At 65.8% G+C, this 15141-nt stretch carries 18 protein-coding genes; 2 read left to right on the top strand and 16 right to left on the bottom strand.

Annotated features, from left to right (window positions below; genetic code table 11):
- The first annotated feature begins 9 nt into the window (after nt 1-9).
- Nucleotides 10-2094 (top strand): S9 family peptidase, encoded by a 2085-nt coding sequence (locus tag AC1DSD_RS17100; RefSeq protein ID WP_478031766.1) that lies wholly within the window; start codon nt 10-12, stop codon nt 2092-2094.
- A gap of 375 nt (nt 2095-2469) precedes the next feature.
- Here AC1DSD_RS17100 and AC1DSD_RS17095 read toward each other — a convergent pair whose 3' ends face one another.
- Nucleotides 2470-2829, bottom strand: a complete 360-nt coding sequence (locus AC1DSD_RS17095) for a hypothetical protein (RefSeq protein WP_478031765.1) — start codon at nt 2827-2829, stop codon at nt 2470-2472.
- Nucleotides 2830-2940: 111 nt separating this feature from the next.
- On the opposite strand from AC1DSD_RS17095, the gene AC1DSD_RS17090 reads away from it, so the two are divergent.
- Nucleotides 2941-3279 carry a hypothetical protein gene (locus AC1DSD_RS17090; RefSeq protein WP_478031764.1) on the top strand — a complete coding sequence of 113 codons (339 nt, stop codon included), beginning with the start codon at nt 2941-2943 and terminating at the stop codon, nt 3277-3279.
- A gap of 154 nt (nt 3280-3433) precedes the next feature.
- Here AC1DSD_RS17090 and AC1DSD_RS17085 read toward each other — a convergent pair whose 3' ends face one another.
- From AC1DSD_RS17085 to AC1DSD_RS17015, 15 genes are all read right to left on the bottom strand, one after another.
- A complete protein-coding gene (locus AC1DSD_RS17085) occupies nt 3434-3793 on the bottom strand; it encodes a hypothetical protein (RefSeq protein WP_478031763.1) in 360 nt (119 codons plus the stop codon).
- A gap of 62 nt (nt 3794-3855) precedes the next feature.
- Nucleotides 3856-4653 (bottom strand): SOS response-associated peptidase, encoded by a 798-nt coding sequence (locus AC1DSD_RS17080; protein WP_478031762.1) that lies wholly within the window; start codon nt 4651-4653, stop codon nt 3856-3858.
- Between the two features lie 23 nt (nt 4654-4676).
- On the bottom strand, nt 4677-4967 hold the full coding sequence (locus tag AC1DSD_RS17075) for a hypothetical protein (RefSeq protein ID WP_478031761.1): 291 nt from the start codon (nt 4965-4967) through the stop codon (nt 4677-4679).
- A complete protein-coding gene (locus tag AC1DSD_RS17070; RefSeq protein WP_478031759.1) occupies nt 4964-5392 on the bottom strand; it encodes a hypothetical protein in 429 nt (142 codons plus the stop codon). Before AC1DSD_RS17070 ends, AC1DSD_RS17075 begins: the two co-directional genes overlap by 4 nt.
- Entirely contained in the window at nt 5389-5703 is a 315-nt protein-coding gene (locus AC1DSD_RS17065) for a hypothetical protein (protein WP_478031758.1), read from the bottom strand. The genes AC1DSD_RS17070 and AC1DSD_RS17065 overlap by 4 nt, the downstream gene beginning before the upstream one ends.
- The gene (locus AC1DSD_RS17060; protein WP_478031757.1) at nt 5703-6113 is read right to left on the bottom strand and encodes an N-acetylmuramoyl-L-alanine amidase; all 411 of its coding nucleotides are present in this window, start codon (nt 6111-6113) and stop codon (nt 5703-5705) included. Before AC1DSD_RS17060 ends, AC1DSD_RS17065 begins: the two co-directional genes overlap by 1 nt.
- A gap of 2 nt (nt 6114-6115) precedes the next feature.
- On the bottom strand, nt 6116-6580 hold the full coding sequence (locus AC1DSD_RS17055; protein WP_478031756.1) for a hypothetical protein: 465 nt from the start codon (nt 6578-6580) through the stop codon (nt 6116-6118).
- 104 nt (nt 6581-6684) lie between these two features.
- Nucleotides 6685-7461 (bottom strand): sterol desaturase family protein, encoded by a 777-nt coding sequence (locus AC1DSD_RS17050; protein ID WP_478031755.1) that lies wholly within the window; start codon nt 7459-7461, stop codon nt 6685-6687.
- 76 nt (nt 7462-7537) lie between these two features.
- Entirely contained in the window at nt 7538-8314 is a 777-nt protein-coding gene (locus tag AC1DSD_RS17045; protein ID WP_478031754.1) for a hypothetical protein, read from the bottom strand.
- Nucleotides 8314-8673 (bottom strand): hypothetical protein, encoded by a 360-nt coding sequence (locus AC1DSD_RS17040; protein ID WP_478031752.1) that lies wholly within the window; start codon nt 8671-8673, stop codon nt 8314-8316. The genes AC1DSD_RS17045 and AC1DSD_RS17040 overlap by 1 nt, the downstream gene beginning before the upstream one ends.
- A complete protein-coding gene (locus tag AC1DSD_RS17035) occupies nt 8673-10232 on the bottom strand; it encodes a DUF2793 domain-containing protein (protein ID WP_478031751.1) in 1560 nt (519 codons plus the stop codon). Before AC1DSD_RS17035 ends, AC1DSD_RS17040 begins: the two co-directional genes overlap by 1 nt.
- Before the next feature lie 11 nt (nt 10233-10243).
- Nucleotides 10244-13501, bottom strand: coding sequence for a phage tail protein (locus AC1DSD_RS17030; protein ID WP_478031750.1), 3258 nt, complete (start codon nt 13499-13501; stop codon nt 10244-10246).
- A complete protein-coding gene (locus AC1DSD_RS17025) occupies nt 13498-13827 on the bottom strand; it encodes a hypothetical protein (protein ID WP_478031749.1) in 330 nt (109 codons plus the stop codon). The genes AC1DSD_RS17030 and AC1DSD_RS17025 overlap by 4 nt, the downstream gene beginning before the upstream one ends.
- On the bottom strand, nt 13824-14264 hold the full coding sequence (locus AC1DSD_RS17020; protein WP_478031748.1) for a C40 family peptidase: 441 nt from the start codon (nt 14262-14264) through the stop codon (nt 13824-13826). The genes AC1DSD_RS17025 and AC1DSD_RS17020 overlap by 4 nt, the downstream gene beginning before the upstream one ends.
- A complete protein-coding gene (locus tag AC1DSD_RS17015) occupies nt 14248-15126 on the bottom strand; it encodes a DUF2163 domain-containing protein (RefSeq protein WP_478031747.1) in 879 nt (292 codons plus the stop codon). Before AC1DSD_RS17015 ends, AC1DSD_RS17020 begins: the two co-directional genes overlap by 17 nt.
- Nucleotides 15127-15141: the final 15 nt, after the last annotated feature.

The raw sequence follows: 15141 nt of genomic DNA, 5'->3' as shown, positions 1-15141 counted from the left end.
GTGCGGATCATGATCCGCCGTCTCACCGCAGCCCTGCTGATCGCCCTGTCCCCCGTGCCGATGGTACAGGGGGCGAACGATCCGGTGCCGATCCCCGCGGCATCGGGCGGACCGATCACGCCCGACGACATCATGAAGCTGCGCGACATGCGCGATGTCGCATTGTCGCCCGACGGCCGCACGGTCCTGTTCACCGTGCAGGCGCAAATGTCGACCTTCGCCTCGCCGCACCAGACGATCTGGGCGGTACCGAGCGACGGCAGTGCCGCGGCGCGACCGTTCATCGTCAGCGCGGGCATCGACAGCGCGCCGCATTGGTCGCCCGACGGCAAGTGGATCGCGTTCCTGTCCAACCGTCCCAACCCGCTCGCGACGGACAAGGGAACCAGTTTCGCCTTCTCGACGACGACCGCCGCCGGTCCCAATCCGCCGGTCGCCGGCACGCCGCCGGCGGGCGCGGCGGAGCCGGGAATTGCGTCGACCCAATTGTGGCTGATGCCGGTGAGCGGCGGCGAGGCGATCCCGCTGACCGCGATGCCCGGCGACGTCAACGACATTGCCTGGTCGCCCGACGGCAAGCGGATCGCCCTCCTGAGCGTCGACCCGCAGTCGCCTCAGGAGAAACAGGCGATCGCCGGTGGCGCCAACTGGACCGAGGTCGACCGCGACCGCCATTTCAGCCGGCTCTGGGTCCTCGACCTCGCCAGCCACGCCGCGCGCCGCGCCTCGCCCGAGGGTGTCAATGTCAGCGCGATGGACTGGTCGCCCGACGGCAAGCGAATGGCATTGCGCGTCGCCGACACGACCCGGATCAACGATTATTTCTATCATTCGCGACTGGTCCTGTTCGACCCCGCGAGCGGCACGATCGGTAAAACGCTGTTGGAGAACGCCGCCGAGGGGCCGTTCTGGTCGGCCGACGGCAAGTCGATCCTGAGCGAGGTGATCCGCTTGCCGGGCTTTATTGGGCTGGGCTTGCGGATCTGCGACCTCGACACGGGCGCGGTCCGCCCGCTCGCCGACGATCATCCCGGCCTGTTCACCAATATCCGCTGGTCGGCCGACGGCAGATCGGTGCTGGCGCTATCGTTCGAGAAGACGCGCTCGGCCATCGTGCGGATCGATCGGCAAAACGGAACGGTGACGCCGCTCGCGGCACTCGACGGCGAATCCAGCGACTTCGACGTCAGCCGCGACGGCCGGCAGATGGTCGCGGCACTCTCCAGCCCCGACCGTCCCGCCGACGTCTGGGTGATCGCCGGCGGCAAGGCGCGCGCGATCACCCGGATCAACAGCCAGGTTACCGACTGGAAGCTCGGCAAGGTCAGCGAGATCAGCTGGCGCAACAGCAAGGATGACAAGACGATCTACGGCGTGCTCGTCACGCCACCCAATTATGTGCCCGGCACGCCGACCAAGATGGTGGTCGAGATCCATGGCGGTCCGGAATGGGCGTGGTGGTCGGGCTGGCTCGGCAGCTGGCACGAATGGGCGCAGATGCTCGCGACGCACGGTTATGTCGTGTTCCTCCCCAATCCGCGCGGATCGGACGGCCAGGGCACCGATTTTGCCCGCGCGGTCGGCAACGACTGGGGCGGGATGGACTATCAGGACGTGATGGACGGGGTCGAAGCGCTGATCGCGCAGAAAGTTGCCGATCCCAACCGGCTGGGCATCGGCGGCTGGAGCTATGGCGGGTTCATGTCGGCCTGGGCGGTGACGCATGGCGACCGCTTCAAGGCGGCCGTGGTCGGCGCTGGGCCCACCGACCTGGTGCCGTTCGCAAGGATCACCGACACGCCCGACTTTCCGCTCGGCTATTTTGGCGACCTGACCAAGCACATAGCCGACTACGACCGCAGTTCGTCAGCGCGAATGCTCGAGAATGTGCGGACGCCTGTGCTCGTGCTGCACGGTGAAAATGACACGCGCGTCCCGGTAACGCTGGGTCTCGAATTCTATCGCGGGCTGAGGATGCTGGGGAAAGAGTCGCAGATGGTGAAATATCCAAGCGAGCCGCACTGGTTCCACGATCCAGCGCACCAGCGCGATGTCCAGCACCGCGTGCTCGCTTGGTTCGACAACCATCTTTGATTGCTCAAAGCGACCTTTGTTCCGTGCCCGCTATGATCGGCCATGACGTCCAATGCAGGCGGGACGCTGCTCGCCCGCCATCGGGCCGCGGCGCGCCGGTCTCGTTCTAAGGGCCGTGCGCTTTCTTTTGGAGCTGATGCCTTCGCCGCCAAGGAAGCGCGATAGCGTGCCTGTATCTGCCCGCGACGAGCCCGGTTCGGATCTACGAGATCCGTGCTTCACCAGCGCGCAAGGCGTCCGCGTTCGTGTGAACGGAGGCCTAGCCTAACGCGAGCTCATGCTCGTGTGGCGCCGCGGCGCCCACTACGACCTTCGCATCATCAGACCATGCATGAATATACCATGCTTAGCATACCGATACCGGCCTCACCCATCTCACTGGTGGCGCAGGGTCTTCTCGAATCCCTCATTCGCTTTCGTCATCTTGGCCAGTTTCCTGAGATGCGTGCGAACATGCCGTTCGAACCGCGCATCGTCATAGGTACTCGTCGCCTGATATTCGTCTTGGCCGATAAGCTCCTTGAGGCGCGTGGCGAACGCAGCCTGGTCATTTGTGCAAGCGGCGCCCTTTAACGCGCGGCAGGTCCATTCCTCGGCAGCGGCCTTGTCATAGTCGTCCCGCGCCTCATAGCCGCGCCTGTCCGCCACCGCCTGGTCGAGCCGCGAGGCCTCGAAACGACGCTCAAGCCATTTGCGGACCAGCTCTCCGTCCCACGGTTTCGACAGATTGGTCATCGCTCTTTCCCAGTCATTCGCAGCAAACGGCCGGCGTTATGCACTTGCCAATGTGATGCTGCCGTTCGCATCGCTATAGGCTGAACGAGATCAAGGCAGTTAGATCGACATATGGCCCGCAAGCGTTCGAAACACGACCCCTATGACCACCTCCCGCAAGGAGACGAGGCTCCAGCAGCGCCGGTGCTCTGCTGGCTCTGTGGTCGGCCGACCGGCAAGACGGTCGTCTGGCATCATCCCGTGCCCAAGAGCCGTGGCGGCCGCGATGTCGTGCCGATGCATTCGATCTGCCAGCAAACGCTGGTCGCCAATTTCACCAATTCCGAACTACAGCGCCATGGGATGGAGGTGGCGGGCCTGCTCGACAATCCGAATGTGCGCAAATTCGTGGATTGGGTGGCGAACAAGGATCCGGACTTCACCGCGACCATTGCGAAGAAGCAACGCTGATGGATAAACGAATGGCTGGTAATATTTGATTTTGTTCGGGAAAAAATACCATTCCGGACGTTGCCAGGATGAAATCCGAACAAGGGGAGCGCTTAGGTCCCTTGGTAGCGGAGGAGGGTTGCGGCCTGGACAGTCCGCTCAAGAAGTTCCGCGCCTAGCTGAGGCAGAGCGACCGCTGGCCATCATCCTCGAGCATGCCGGCCTCGCCGCGCAGCTTCAGCAGGGTGGCGGGTTCGATCAATTCCTCGGGGTCGCCGGGGATCGTCCAGAACACATTGGCCTGCGCCGTCAGATGCTCGTCCTCCGACGGGGGCTTGATCACGACCAGCATCGTGCGCGTGACCCGCACCGACACCGCGCAGTCGCATTCGCGCACGTGGAGCGCCACGCCGGGCTGGTCGCTGATCGTCGCGCGCTTGCCGTCGATCGACAGCACCGCCGTCTTGCCCTTCTCCAGCGTCTCGTTGCCGATCACCAGATACCAGTCACCGCGCAGCTGCTTGACGATCGACATGCGACTCACTCCGTTCCGTTGCCATGTCCAACATGAGAACAAAACAGGAATGAAATGTCAAATCAGCGCGACCAGAAGGCGGGCGTGCGCTCCTCGATCAGCCCCGGCCGGGGCACGCACAGCGCGAGCGCATCGCCCGGCTCGCCATCGAGCCAGGCGGCATAATCGCCGCGGTCGAGCAGCACCGGCATGCGGTCGTGGATGCGGCTGACGGGTGGTGCGCTTTCGGTCATCACCATCGAATAGACCCGGCCCCATTCGTCCGAGTCGCGCCACACACCGGCTGCGGTGAGCAGCGGGCCATCACCCCAATACCAGGTCACCGTCTTGCCGCCCTTGGGCCCCTCGGCCTCGGCGAAGCGCGACAGCGGGATCAGGCAGCGCCGCGCCTTGAAGCTCGTCGACCAGAAATTGGTCGCCAGCTTGTCGGTGCGCGCGTTGTTGACCGGCTTGGGCTTGAGCCGCTGGCCCCTGGCGCCGATCGGCGCGAACGGGAAGCCCCAGTGCATCTGGCGCAGCATGCGGTCGGCGGTGACGACGCGGCCGGGAAAGCCGGGGTGGACATAGACCGGGGGCGTGTTCGCCGCGACCTGGCCCGACAGGCCATATTCGTCGCGCAATATCGCCTCGTCGATCTCATCGGCATAGCGGTTGCACATGCGCTCTTCGCTGAGCGCGACGTCGATCGCTGTCAAGCGGGCGCGCTCGGCCTGGTGCACGGCGAACGCCGCCGCCGCCCGCTGCCGGCGCGAGTCGGCGACCTGCCGCTTATGGTTCGCGCGCAGCAGGTGGAACAGCGAACCCGCCAGCCGGTCGCTTTCGGGATCGTACGAATCGCCCATGCCGCCAATGTGGAACATTGCGCGAACAAATGGCAAGGGGCCTAGGGCTTCTCCGCCTTCGCCCGCGCCTCGGCGAGCTTGGCCTGGGCGATCGCGTATGCCGCCACCGCAGCATCGCCGCGCGCCGCACACGCTGCGTAGAGGACCGCCGCCTGAGCATCCTTAGTCGCAAGGTCGCCGAGCGATCCTGTGACCGCGGGCAGTGCCGGGCACGGCACCTGCACGTTGGCGGGCAAGTCGTCGATCGTCGGGAATCCGATCGCCGGCCGGGCGTCCCCGCATCCGCCTGCCATCAAGGGAACGGCGAGGATGGCGATCATCAGGCGCTTCATGGCTCGGCTCCCGGTCGCGGCTGGCGCGATAGCGCGCGGCCGGCGTTGATCTGATCGCGAACCTCGGGCGTCAGGTCGCAATTGGGATCGGCGTAGCGCGGCGCCGCGGCGATCGCCTTGGGCATCTCGGCCGAAATCCGCGAACTGGTCGCGTCGATCGCCGCCAACTTGCCGCCGAACCGGTCGAACTCGGTGCGCAGCGCGCCGCTCAGCGATGTCTGGAAATCGGCGAGCGCGGCCGACCTGGCCGCCTTCTCCGCGTTCCACTTGGTCTGCACCTCGTCGCGCCCGGCTTGGCGCTGCGCCGCGTCGTGCGCATTGACCGCGAGCACCAGCCCGGTCACCGCAGCAATCAGCAGCAGCGCCGCGCCTAACCCGACGGCGATCTTGCGCCCCGTCGACAGCGCGAGAAACCACCCGATCATGGCACTACCTCCGTCTTGGTCGTCGTGGTGACGGTCGGCGCCGGCGTGGGCGCGGGATCGTCCTGGCCGCCGCTGGCGGAGAATTCGGCCGCGCCGAACTTGCCGCTGATCTGGCGCATGGCCACGGTAAAGCTCAGCCCGATCAGGACGATCGCGATCAGGCAGATCATGCCCATCGCCAGCCGATAGACGAGCGGCGCCTCGCTGCGGATCAGGTACGTCATCCAGACCAGCACGGGCAGCATCGCCATCCCCGCGCCACAAAAGACGAGCGTCGTCACCGTGCGGCGAAAATCGAAATCGGTACGCATCACAGCTGCGTCGCCACGTCGAACGACGGGCAGGCCTTGTTCACGTCCGGCCAGTCGCGATGCCCGCGTACCACGATGCCGGGATACTTCGCCTTGTATGCAGCCACGATCGCCCGCAGCGTCGCCTTTTGCGCGGGCGTGCGGGTGTCCTTGGGGTGCGCGTTCTGCGCATCCATCCCGCCGACATAGCAGACGCCGATATTGCCGGTGTTGTGCCCGCCGACATGCGCGCCCTTGGCGGTATCGGGCAGCGTGTGGTGATCGACCCCGTCGAGCGTCACCACATGGTGATAGCTGACCTGGCCGAACTTGGCGGTGTCCCACTGGCCGATCGTCACGGCGCTGACGTCGCGGCCCTCGGGCGTCGCGGCGCAATGGATGGTCAGGAACTTGATCGGCAGCATCGTCATCGTCAGTCTCCTATGGTTGGTTCGTGGGCCGCCGCGTCGAGCGCGCCGAGCGCGTTGGTCATGTCGAGCGGCAGTTGCGGGTCGAGCGGGAACGCCACCGCCAGGATCTGTTCGGCCTGGCGCAGCGCGATGCTGTCGGGGTCGATCGAGCGCAGCCCGGTCGCGACCAGCTCGAACGCGACGCGCAACGCGGCGTTTTCCTTGGCGCGGGCGATATCGCGGCGCTCAAGCGCGGCGACTCGCCCGGCCAGGTCGTCGCGCTCGGCCGTCACGCGCTTGCGGAACGCCGACCAGCTTTCGGCGAGCTCGTCCTCTTCGCGCGCGAGCCGGTCCAGCCGCGCCGCCTGCCGCCGGTCTCCCCAGGCGAGCAGCCACGCCCCCGCCTTGCCCAGCGCCCCCAGCACCGCGACGATCCCGCCGATGATCGCGGCGATATCCCAGCCGCTCGGTGCCCCCGGCTCGCTCATCGCGCGGCGTTTTCCATGGTCGGTGTCTCCGATTGGCCGGCGCACGTGGAAAGGCCCCCGCGATCGCTCGCGAGGGCCTGAACAAATGCCCGGTTTAGGTTCAACTATTCGGCCGGAACGGCCTCAGGTTTGCGCCGTCCGAACCGGAGCGGCAGATCGATGAATTCGCGAACCGTTCGCGGCTCGTCGATCTCCGCCAGCCCGACCGCGGGCCATTCGTCTTTCGCCGGCCAGTAAGCCGTCCCGAACAGCCGATCCCAAAGCGTCGTCATCGCGCCGAAGTTCTTGTCGAAATGCCGTTCGTCCAGCGAGTGATGGATGCGGTGAAACCGGTTGTCGACCAGCAGCACCCGACCCCAGCCCAGGCAGGCCGAGGTGCTGGAATGAACGTAGGCTTGTTGCAACCCCAATATGCCCGCGACCAACGCTAAGGCGCGCACGTCGGTCGTCACAAAGCTGGCCGGAATCGTCATCAGAAAGAAGCGAAAGAGTGGCTCGCTCAGATGGTGATAGCCGCTCCCGCCGTGCAGGTCCCGGATGGAATGGTGAACCGCGTGGAAACGCCAGAGGAAGGTGTGCTGCGCGCGATGAAACCAGTAGAAGAAGAAGTCGTTTATCGCCGCCGCCACCAACGGGCCGACGACCAACGCCGCCCAGCCCCACCCCTTCAACCACCCATCAACCGGGATTTTCAGCAGAGGGTCAATACCGAAACTTCGCCAAATCGAACCTAGCGACAATGCCACCACAACACTGACCGGGATGGCCAGCATCCAGAAAAACCATCCTCTCAATCTGGTCGCTATAGGCAGACGATCTTGCGGCGCGGCCAACTCGGTCAGCCATAGCAGTGCGATATTGAAGCCCGCCGTGAACAACACGACGCCGATACTGCCAAGCAATCCAGCTGACCACCCCATCGAGGGAGTATGCGCCTCCTCATCGGGGGCCGCAATACTAGCAGACAATGAGCTGCCGCCGACGCGCGACTGGACCGCCGCCGCCCGACATCGCTGCATATTGAAACGCGAGCGAATGAGGCCGCTGGTACATCGCCCAGGGGTCTTTGCTGAGCAGCCCGATTTCCTGCTTCTCGAGTTGCCGCCCCCAAATTCCAATCGTGTAATAATCGTCGAGATCGCCCCCACCACCTTCGTGGGTGCCTAAATAAAGATACGCTGCGGCGCCGGTTCGCGTCGGTGTTCCGGAATTGCTGCCGACAAGCTTTCCATCGCGCCAGCACTCCATCCCACGTGGGCCACAGGTATACATCCACACCGACGGAGCGCGGGCGACCCAGGTCTGGCCAGAAACCGTCAATCGGCTCGATCCGTTCGTCGAACCACCATAGTCCCAATAGATGTTGCCATCGCTATAGGGAGCATGCGCGCCGAATCGCGCTCCGCCAGAACCGAAATTGAACCCAAGCAGGCCAGAGGCGCGATTGGTCGTATCGCGCTTCGCATAGACGACCATCAGCGTACATTTGCCGTCTTGCGGCAGGTCGTTGCCATGCGCGATGCCCGCGAGCTGATCGGACGTGCTCACGTGGCTCCGACAGGGACCGAATGGCCCCGTGCCGATTTGCCCGCCGGAAGGTGTAGGAACGCACCGCATGGCGCCATTCCACCAACCAGATGGCCCAGCGTTGCCCGACACGATCAGCTTGGCGGCGAGCGACGATCCGAAGTCGATCGGCGTGCCGATCGGCGGGGCGGAAAAGACCTCCGACATCAGAGCGCCGTCGTCTTGTCCAGCCGAGCCTCGATCGTCACCGCCTGCCCGGTGTTGCCCGTACCCTGGACGCGGATCCACTGCGCGCCCTCGGGCAGCCTGAAGGCGTAGGTTGCCACCGCGCTGGCGGCTGAATCGTGAGTGATAGCCGCGAAATCATAGGTATTGGTGCCCGTGTTGTCGTCGGCGCGTTGGACCTTGGCGGTCAGACCGATGGTCGGCGCCGTACCGTTGGTCACCTTGATATAGATCGTGCCTTCATAGGCGCCGGACACATCGATCCAGCTGCCCGAAGTCGTCCCGCCGGCGCTGTTGCTGGTCGACGCCAGAAGCGCGACGTTCGATTTGGTGAGGGCCATTACATCGATCCTTTGAGTGTGACTGCGACATTGGCGCAGGTGGCGTCGACCGGGCTTGGTGCGACGATCTTGATGACATCGCCGGCTGCGATGCTTTTCGATGTCCCGGACGCCGTTGCAAAGGTGAAGGCACCGCCGGTCGAGATCGTGATCGTGCCGATGCTGCTGAACGATGTGGGACTGGCGGCGAGCGACCGCTGCACGTCGAGCACGAAGCTGGCCGTCGGATTCGTGCCGCACGCCCCCTTGCTATCCGGACTCGCGAAGTTGGCCGGCAACGTGAAGGCGTCGGTCACAGGGTGAATTGCGATCACTTCAGAGACCGCTGGAGTTGTCGTGAAGAAGAAGCCAATTCGATAGTATTGCGTACTTGGCGCCAGCGGTTGCCCACTCGCCCGCTGATACGCAACACATACCCAATTGCCCGATCCGAGCGACCTAAACCGGGCGATATCGCCCGCGACGGTCACGATATTCGCGGCCGTGGGAAGGATCAGTGAAGTGGCATTGTAGGTCAGCGTCAGCGCGCCGGTGAAGCGCACCGTCCGCTCGGCGCCGGCTGCCAGGGTGCCGAGCGCAGTGATTGTTGTCGTGCCCGTCACATCAACAAAGTTGCCGGTCGCGGTCGATAGATCGGTCGTGCCCGCCGACGCAATATCGGTGCCCTTGGTGAAGAGATGGTCGACCGAGGCGATGATGCTCAACACGTCCGACAAATTGTTCGCCGCGATCATGTCGCCAGTGCCGGTTCCAGTCCCGGCGCCGATCGCCGTACGAAATGCCGACGCGCTCAGGGCGGAAATGCTGTTGTCGGCGTTGATCCGAATGAACGTGATCGCGCTCGGGTTCGCCAGGGAGAACAGGTTTCCGCCTACCGTGGTGGCGGCCATGTTATGCTCGAGCACGAACCACGACGCGCCGACCGAGGCCTGGGTGCCGCCGGCGTTGTCGGCGCTGGCGACATAGACATCGCCGGCGTCGACACTGGTCCCCGACGCGCCGCCGATCTTGCCAGCGACGGAAACCACATAGGCATCGCCCTTGTTCGCCGCCGGATAGTTCGGGTTCGCCGAGCAATCGGTGCTGCCCTTGAGGTCGAACAGGCCGGCGACATTCGCCGCGACAAACGCCTTGACCGCCTTTTGCGTCGCGAGCTTGCTGTCGCTGTTCGCCGCTAGCGTCACGTCGGTGTCGTAATCCAGGCTTGCCGCGGTGCCGCCGCCGGCGACCGCGGCCCAGGCGCTGCCAGAATAGCGATAATTGACCGCCTCGTCCTGGACGAAGAAGGTCAGCCCGGCGAACGGCGCGATGAACACCCAGGCGGTCGACACCTTGACCGCGATATACCCCGCCTTGCCCGTCCAGGCGCCCGTAGGCGATGCTGGGACGATAAAGCAGTCTCCGTCCGCCTCGGTCCCTGCCGGCGCCGTACGGTCCTTGTCGACCACCACGCGCGCTGCCACCGCTTCCAGATAGCGCGTGATCTCGTTGACGGTCGTCTCGGGCGTTGCCTGCCCTTCCTCGAGGACCGGCGCGCCGATCCGGGGTGTCGTCGTCATCTGTGGTTCCTCTAAAAGGTGCCGGTTGCCGCGAAGCCGCGCCCGACCGTGTCGCTGATCTGATAGACGGCGAGGTTGAGGTCGCCCTCGGCGACGTCGCCGCCGTCGCTCGCCTGGTCCGCCGCGTCATAGGTTGCGGCCGGGCTCGACAGCCCGGAATAGGTCCGCACCACCGCGCCGCCGCCGTCGAGCACGACCAGCGCATATTCCTCGCTCGCCTCGCCCAGCGGGATCGTCGTGCCGCCAGTCCAGGCGCCGCCGATGCGCGTGCGGCGCACCCAGTCGATCGCCCAGTCGCCCGTCGCCGGATCCTTGACCGCGCGCAGGCTGGCCGGGGCATAGGGCTTGAGCGTCGCGCCGGTGAAGTCGAGCGGGATGACAAACGCGCTTGCTGCGTCGCGGCCGACCGTCACCGCCTTGAACACGTCGCTGTCGCCGACGTCGCTGGCGCCCATCGCCACCCGGCCGGTCGCGGTCAGCAGCACGAACGCGTCGCCCGGCGCGTGCAACCCGCACGCCCATTCGGTGCCGCGCCGCCCGCGCTTGAGTCCCGACAGCGTCCAGCTGGCGTCGATATTCAGCGTCGCGGTCGTGAACTGGATCAGCTCGGCGCCGAGAAGCGCCAGGTTGAGCTGCGGATTGCGGTTGCACTCGGCCTCGGTCGCGCCGGTCAGATTGCCATATTGCAGCGTGATCGTGACCGAGTTGCCGCGATCCCACAGCCAGGGGTCGGCATCGGCCAGCGCCCCGGCCGCATAGCCCCAGGTCGACGGCGCCGCGCTCGGCACGCTTGCCCATTCCTCCTCGAACGTCGCGCCATCGTCCAGGCTGCGCAGGATCGTCGCGCCCGGCCAGGTGCCGGTGACATAGGGCGCCGCTGCGTAATAGAGCAAAGGATTGACGTCGTTGTCGGCGTCGCGGATCAGCGGCATGTCGAGCACGAAGCCCTTGCTCGGCGTCGCGACCAGGATGACCGAGGGCGCGCGCCCGTCGAACCCGGCGCCGGCCTGCCCGGTCAGCACCGCCACGCTAGGGTCGTCGCGCTCCCATTCGGTGTGCAGCACCTGGTCGGCACCGGGCGAGCACAAGGTCATCCGCGCGACCTTGGCCACGCCGTCGAAGGTCAGCAGGTGCACGTCGCCCGGCTCGAGCGCGACGTGCTGTGCGGTCAGCCCGAACGTGTACGTCTCGCGCCCGAACCACCGCCGCCGGTGCATCCGCTCGGTATATTGCCGCGCCTCGTCGACATGCGCGGCCCAGGGGGTCATGTCGATCGACAGCTCGCGCGCGCCATCGACCCGGTCGAGCGGGCGCGCCACGCTGGCGCTGTTGGTCTGCTGGTCAGCGGCGACGTCGGAAAAGCTGAGCGTCAGCCGGCGCGGGATATCGGTGCCCTGGCCGCGGTCGACCGTGTGCGTCGGCGAATCGTCCTGCTCGCCCTTGACGAAATCGGCCATGTCGATCGTCGCGCCCGCCGCGTCGCCGCGCGGCTTGAACGCCAGCACGAAGCCATGCTCGCGTGCGTCGACGTCGTACAGGTCGAGCAGCGGGGCGAGGATATCCTTGCCCGTTCCCTGGCTCCACGACCAGCCGTCGACCGTCGCGGTCAGCAGCGAGGTGTCGAGATGGGTCGGATCGATCCCCGCCAGCCCGGCGACGAAATCGACCACGTCGCCCAGCGTGGCGGCGCTGCTGCCGATGCGGTCGAGATAGCGCCAGGTGATCACGTCGGCGAATTGCGGGCCGCAGATCAACGCGTTGTTGACCGGGTCGTAGATCACGCCATCCGAATCCTCGACCTTCCAGTCGAGCAGGTTGACCGTGCGGATGGTCGACAGGTCGGCGAGCGAGACCTCGATATTGCTGAGCCAGATCGACTTGGCGCCCGGGCGCAAATTGGCGAATTGCTGGCTGACGATCTGTGGATCGATCGAGGGCGAGGCGGTGCCCGTGATCGCGCCGCTGTCCTGGTCGATTGCGAACAGCGTCGTGCCATTCCAGCACACCACGAAATGGTCGTCATGATGGGTCGCGCTGATCCCGACAATGCCGCTCGGCGTGTCCGACGGGTCGACGATCAGCAGCCCCGGCGACCCCGGCCGCACGTCGGTGTCGACCAGCCGATAGAGATAGATCAGGTGATCGCCGGTCGCCGCCGCCCAGATATCGCCGTGCGAATCGGTGAAGAAGGCGCCGACGTTGAACTGGTGGCCGGTGTCGTCGAGCGGCACGTTCTGCACCACGCCCGACCCCCCCGCCAGCGTCAGGCTATAGAAGGTCTGATAGACGTTGTGGCGGGTGAAGATATGTTCCTTGCCGGTGCCATCCTGCAGCACCCAGCATTCCTGCTGGTCGCGCGGCGTGCCGGACATGCCCGACCAGTCGGCGACGACGCCCTGGTAGCCGAAGCCGTCGGGCGTGAACCCGACGATCGACTTGAACCCGCTGTTGTTGATGCCATAGATCGCGCCGCTGTTCGACACGCCGATCCGGGTGACATTGCTGTAGATCGAATGCGGCAGCGTGCCCGATACGATCCGCGATCGCGTCGCCACATCCCAGATCGCATAGGTGTCCGACCCAGCGAAGAAGCGCGAGAAATCGGGCGAGAAGGTGAAGCCGGTCAGCTGCGTCAGCCCGGGCGGTTGCCCCTCGAACGTCTCATAGGGGAAGGCGGGCGACGGGTCGGTGATCGCCTCGATCTCGATCTGCGGCACGCGGTTGCCGAACTTCTCGACCGGGATTTCCTCGAACATCGCATAGGCGACGCCGCGATAGGCCGGGCAACTGCCCGCGCCATGCGCCGCCTCGACCGTCGCCTGCATGCGCGGATCGGGCATCTGGTCCTCGGTGCCGAGGTAGAAGCGGATCGATTCGAGCAGGTTGAACCCGTCGCTGATGCTGAAGGGAGTCTGCGGCCCGGGCCCGGTCGCGTCATAGATCAGGTGCTTGTCGGCCCAGATGCGCGTGACGCCGCCGATCGCATGCCCCGCGATCGCCACGGCGAAGGTGGCGTAATATTTGTAATTGTTGAACTTGCCGCCCTTGGTCTTGGACTGCACCTTCACTTCGCGCAGTTTCTCGGCGAAGATGATCGGCAGCGCGAGCCGGCGCTTGCCCCGGAAATAGGCCAGCGGCGTGCCGTAATCGGCGACCGTCACCGACAGGTCGGTCACGCGCGGCCCCTCGGTCGTGTGCGACGCGGTCAGCGCCATGCTGGTCGCCATCAGGGCGGCCTGGATACCCAGGCTGACGGGGTCGAGACTCATCGGGCGGCACCCGAGACGGGCACGCGCTCGCCGCGCTGCCATGCCTCGAAATCGAGGAATGTGGTCCCCGGGGGCCCGTGCAACTCGGCGAGGATCGCCTCTTCCTGCGGCGTCCAGGCGCGATATTGCATCGCCGACGCACGCCAGCCGACCAACGGGGCCTCGTCGAGCGTCACATGCTGACGATCCCAATCGACCCAGATCCCGCGCGGCGCGAGCCAGCGCGCGCGAAAGATCAGCTCGCCATATTCGGCCGACACGTGACGAAGGTCGACGATCGTGGCATCGCGCGGCGCGCTCGCGATCGGCTGGAAATCGCCGCTCATGCTTCGATGCTCCGCCAGCGCCAGATCGAGTCGAGCGGGTAGATGCCAAGCACGCCGTCGAGCGGCTGCTCGAACACGCACCGCCGGCCCGTCGCCGCGCAATGGACCAGCGATCCTTCGCCGGTCGCGATCGCCAGATGCTGCGCCGTGCCGCCGACCTTGAGCAGCAGCACATCGCCCGCCTCAATGACTCGTGCGCGGTCGAACAGATCCATCAGCCCGCGGCGAAGTCGGATCGGATCGATCTTGCTATAATCGCCCGCCAGCGCATGTACACTCATCGCCTCGGGACGCCCGACCTCACGCGCGACGCCCGCAATGAAGCCCTTGCAATCGCACCCGAGCCCCTTGACCGACTGGCCAAACTTGAGCGGCGTGCGATCCCACGACCTCGCCTCGGCGACCAGCGCCGCCGCTTCCTCAGGCGCCAGCGTCATCGGGCACCTGATATTTGAGGACCTGGTCGGATCCCGGCGTCTCGGGGAACGCCAGGTACATGTTGAGAATATTCTCGTACGTCATGCACGTGGGCACGGTCGGGTCGTCGGTCGAACGCAGCTTCGAGCAACCCCGGCGCAGCTCGAGGGTGTCGCCGACTTCGGGCGCCGCTGCCAATGGCTCGAACAACACGACGCCACCCGTCGACGACCAACCGAACAATTCGATCGGTGCATCCCCTGCGAGCGCGCCCGACGTGAACGTCGCCGTGCCGATGTTGAAATAATTATCGGCATAGTCGCCCGAAAACGTCACCGTGAAGCGCAATGCATCGGTCACCGCCGTGACCGTCGCATCAACCGGCACGACGACGATCTTGCAATGCGAGTCGCCGAAATCGGCCTGGCAATAGGGGGTGATGACGCTGCCGATCGTCTGATTGAAGCGGTCGGCCTCGCCGCGCAGCTGCAGGACAAATTCGTCGCCTTCGACCCGCGCTTCGCGGATGCGCCCGTGCAGCAAGGGTGCGACGCCGGCGACGTCGGGGGAGGCGCGGAAGAACCACGCCTCGGCATCGTCCCACGCGCCGCCGAGCAGCTCGGGCCGCTCGACCACCGGCCCGATCGGCCCGCGAAACTCCGCCGAGCTTGCATCCAGGCCGACCGACAGCGTCAAGGCGTTGACCGTCATGCCGTAGCCGAAACTCTCGTCGCCCTCCCCGAGGTCGGCCGTGACCGGCACGTCGAGCGTCGTGAACCCGAACCGCTGCCCGTCGCGCCGCTGAACCATCAGGCAATCGGCTGGAGTCGCCTCGATCGATGCCAGATAGGCGCCTAGGGCGCCGGTGATGACGCGGGTCAATTTCCCTCTCCCGCC

This window comes from Sphingomonas sp. P4_D12 (assembly GCF_056401895.1).
Note: the sequence above shows the minus strand (reverse complement) of the source record. Positions and strands in the feature narration are given on the sequence as shown.

Bases quoted from the DNA above. Each gene is read 5' to 3' on its own strand.
- AC1DSD_RS17100 (WP_478031766.1), top strand. From the start codon at position 10: ATGATCCGCCGTCTCACCGCAGCCCTGCTGATCGCCCTGTCCCCCGTG.
- AC1DSD_RS17095 (WP_478031765.1), bottom strand. From the start codon at position 2,829: ATGACCAATCTGTCGAAACCGTGGGACGGAGAGCTGGTCCGCAAATGG.
- AC1DSD_RS17090 (WP_478031764.1), top strand. From the start codon at position 2,941: ATGGCCCGCAAGCGTTCGAAACACGACCCCTATGACCACCTCCCGCAA.
- AC1DSD_RS17085 (WP_478031763.1), bottom strand. From the start codon at position 3,793: ATGTCGATCGTCAAGCAGCTGCGCGGTGACTGGTATCTGGTGATCGGC.
- AC1DSD_RS17080 (WP_478031762.1), bottom strand. From the start codon at position 4,653: ATGTTCCACATTGGCGGCATGGGCGATTCGTACGATCCCGAAAGCGAC.
- AC1DSD_RS17075 (WP_478031761.1), bottom strand. From the start codon at position 4,967: ATGAAGCGCCTGATGATCGCCATCCTCGCCGTTCCCTTGATGGCAGGC.
- AC1DSD_RS17070 (WP_478031759.1), bottom strand. From the start codon at position 5,392: ATGATCGGGTGGTTTCTCGCGCTGTCGACGGGGCGCAAGATCGCCGTC.
- AC1DSD_RS17065 (WP_478031758.1), bottom strand. From the start codon at position 5,703: ATGCGTACCGATTTCGATTTTCGCCGCACGGTGACGACGCTCGTCTTT.
- AC1DSD_RS17060 (WP_478031757.1), bottom strand. From the start codon at position 6,113: ATGACGATGCTGCCGATCAAGTTCCTGACCATCCATTGCGCCGCGACG.
- AC1DSD_RS17055 (WP_478031756.1), bottom strand. From the start codon at position 6,580: ATGAGCGAGCCGGGGGCACCGAGCGGCTGGGATATCGCCGCGATCATC.
- AC1DSD_RS17045 (WP_478031754.1), bottom strand. From the start codon at position 8,314: ATGTCGGAGGTCTTTTCCGCCCCGCCGATCGGCACGCCGATCGACTTC.
- AC1DSD_RS17040 (WP_478031752.1), bottom strand. From the start codon at position 8,673: ATGGCCCTCACCAAATCGAACGTCGCGCTTCTGGCGTCGACCAGCAAC.
- AC1DSD_RS17035 (WP_478031751.1), bottom strand. From the start codon at position 10,232: ATGACGACGACACCCCGGATCGGCGCGCCGGTCCTCGAGGAAGGGCAG.
- AC1DSD_RS17030 (WP_478031750.1), bottom strand. From the start codon at position 13,501: ATGAGTCTCGACCCCGTCAGCCTGGGTATCCAGGCCGCCCTGATGGCG.
- AC1DSD_RS17025 (WP_478031749.1), bottom strand. From the start codon at position 13,827: ATGAGCGGCGATTTCCAGCCGATCGCGAGCGCGCCGCGCGATGCCACG.
- AC1DSD_RS17020 (WP_478031748.1), bottom strand. From the start codon at position 14,264: ATGACGCTGGCGCCTGAGGAAGCGGCGGCGCTGGTCGCCGAGGCGAGG.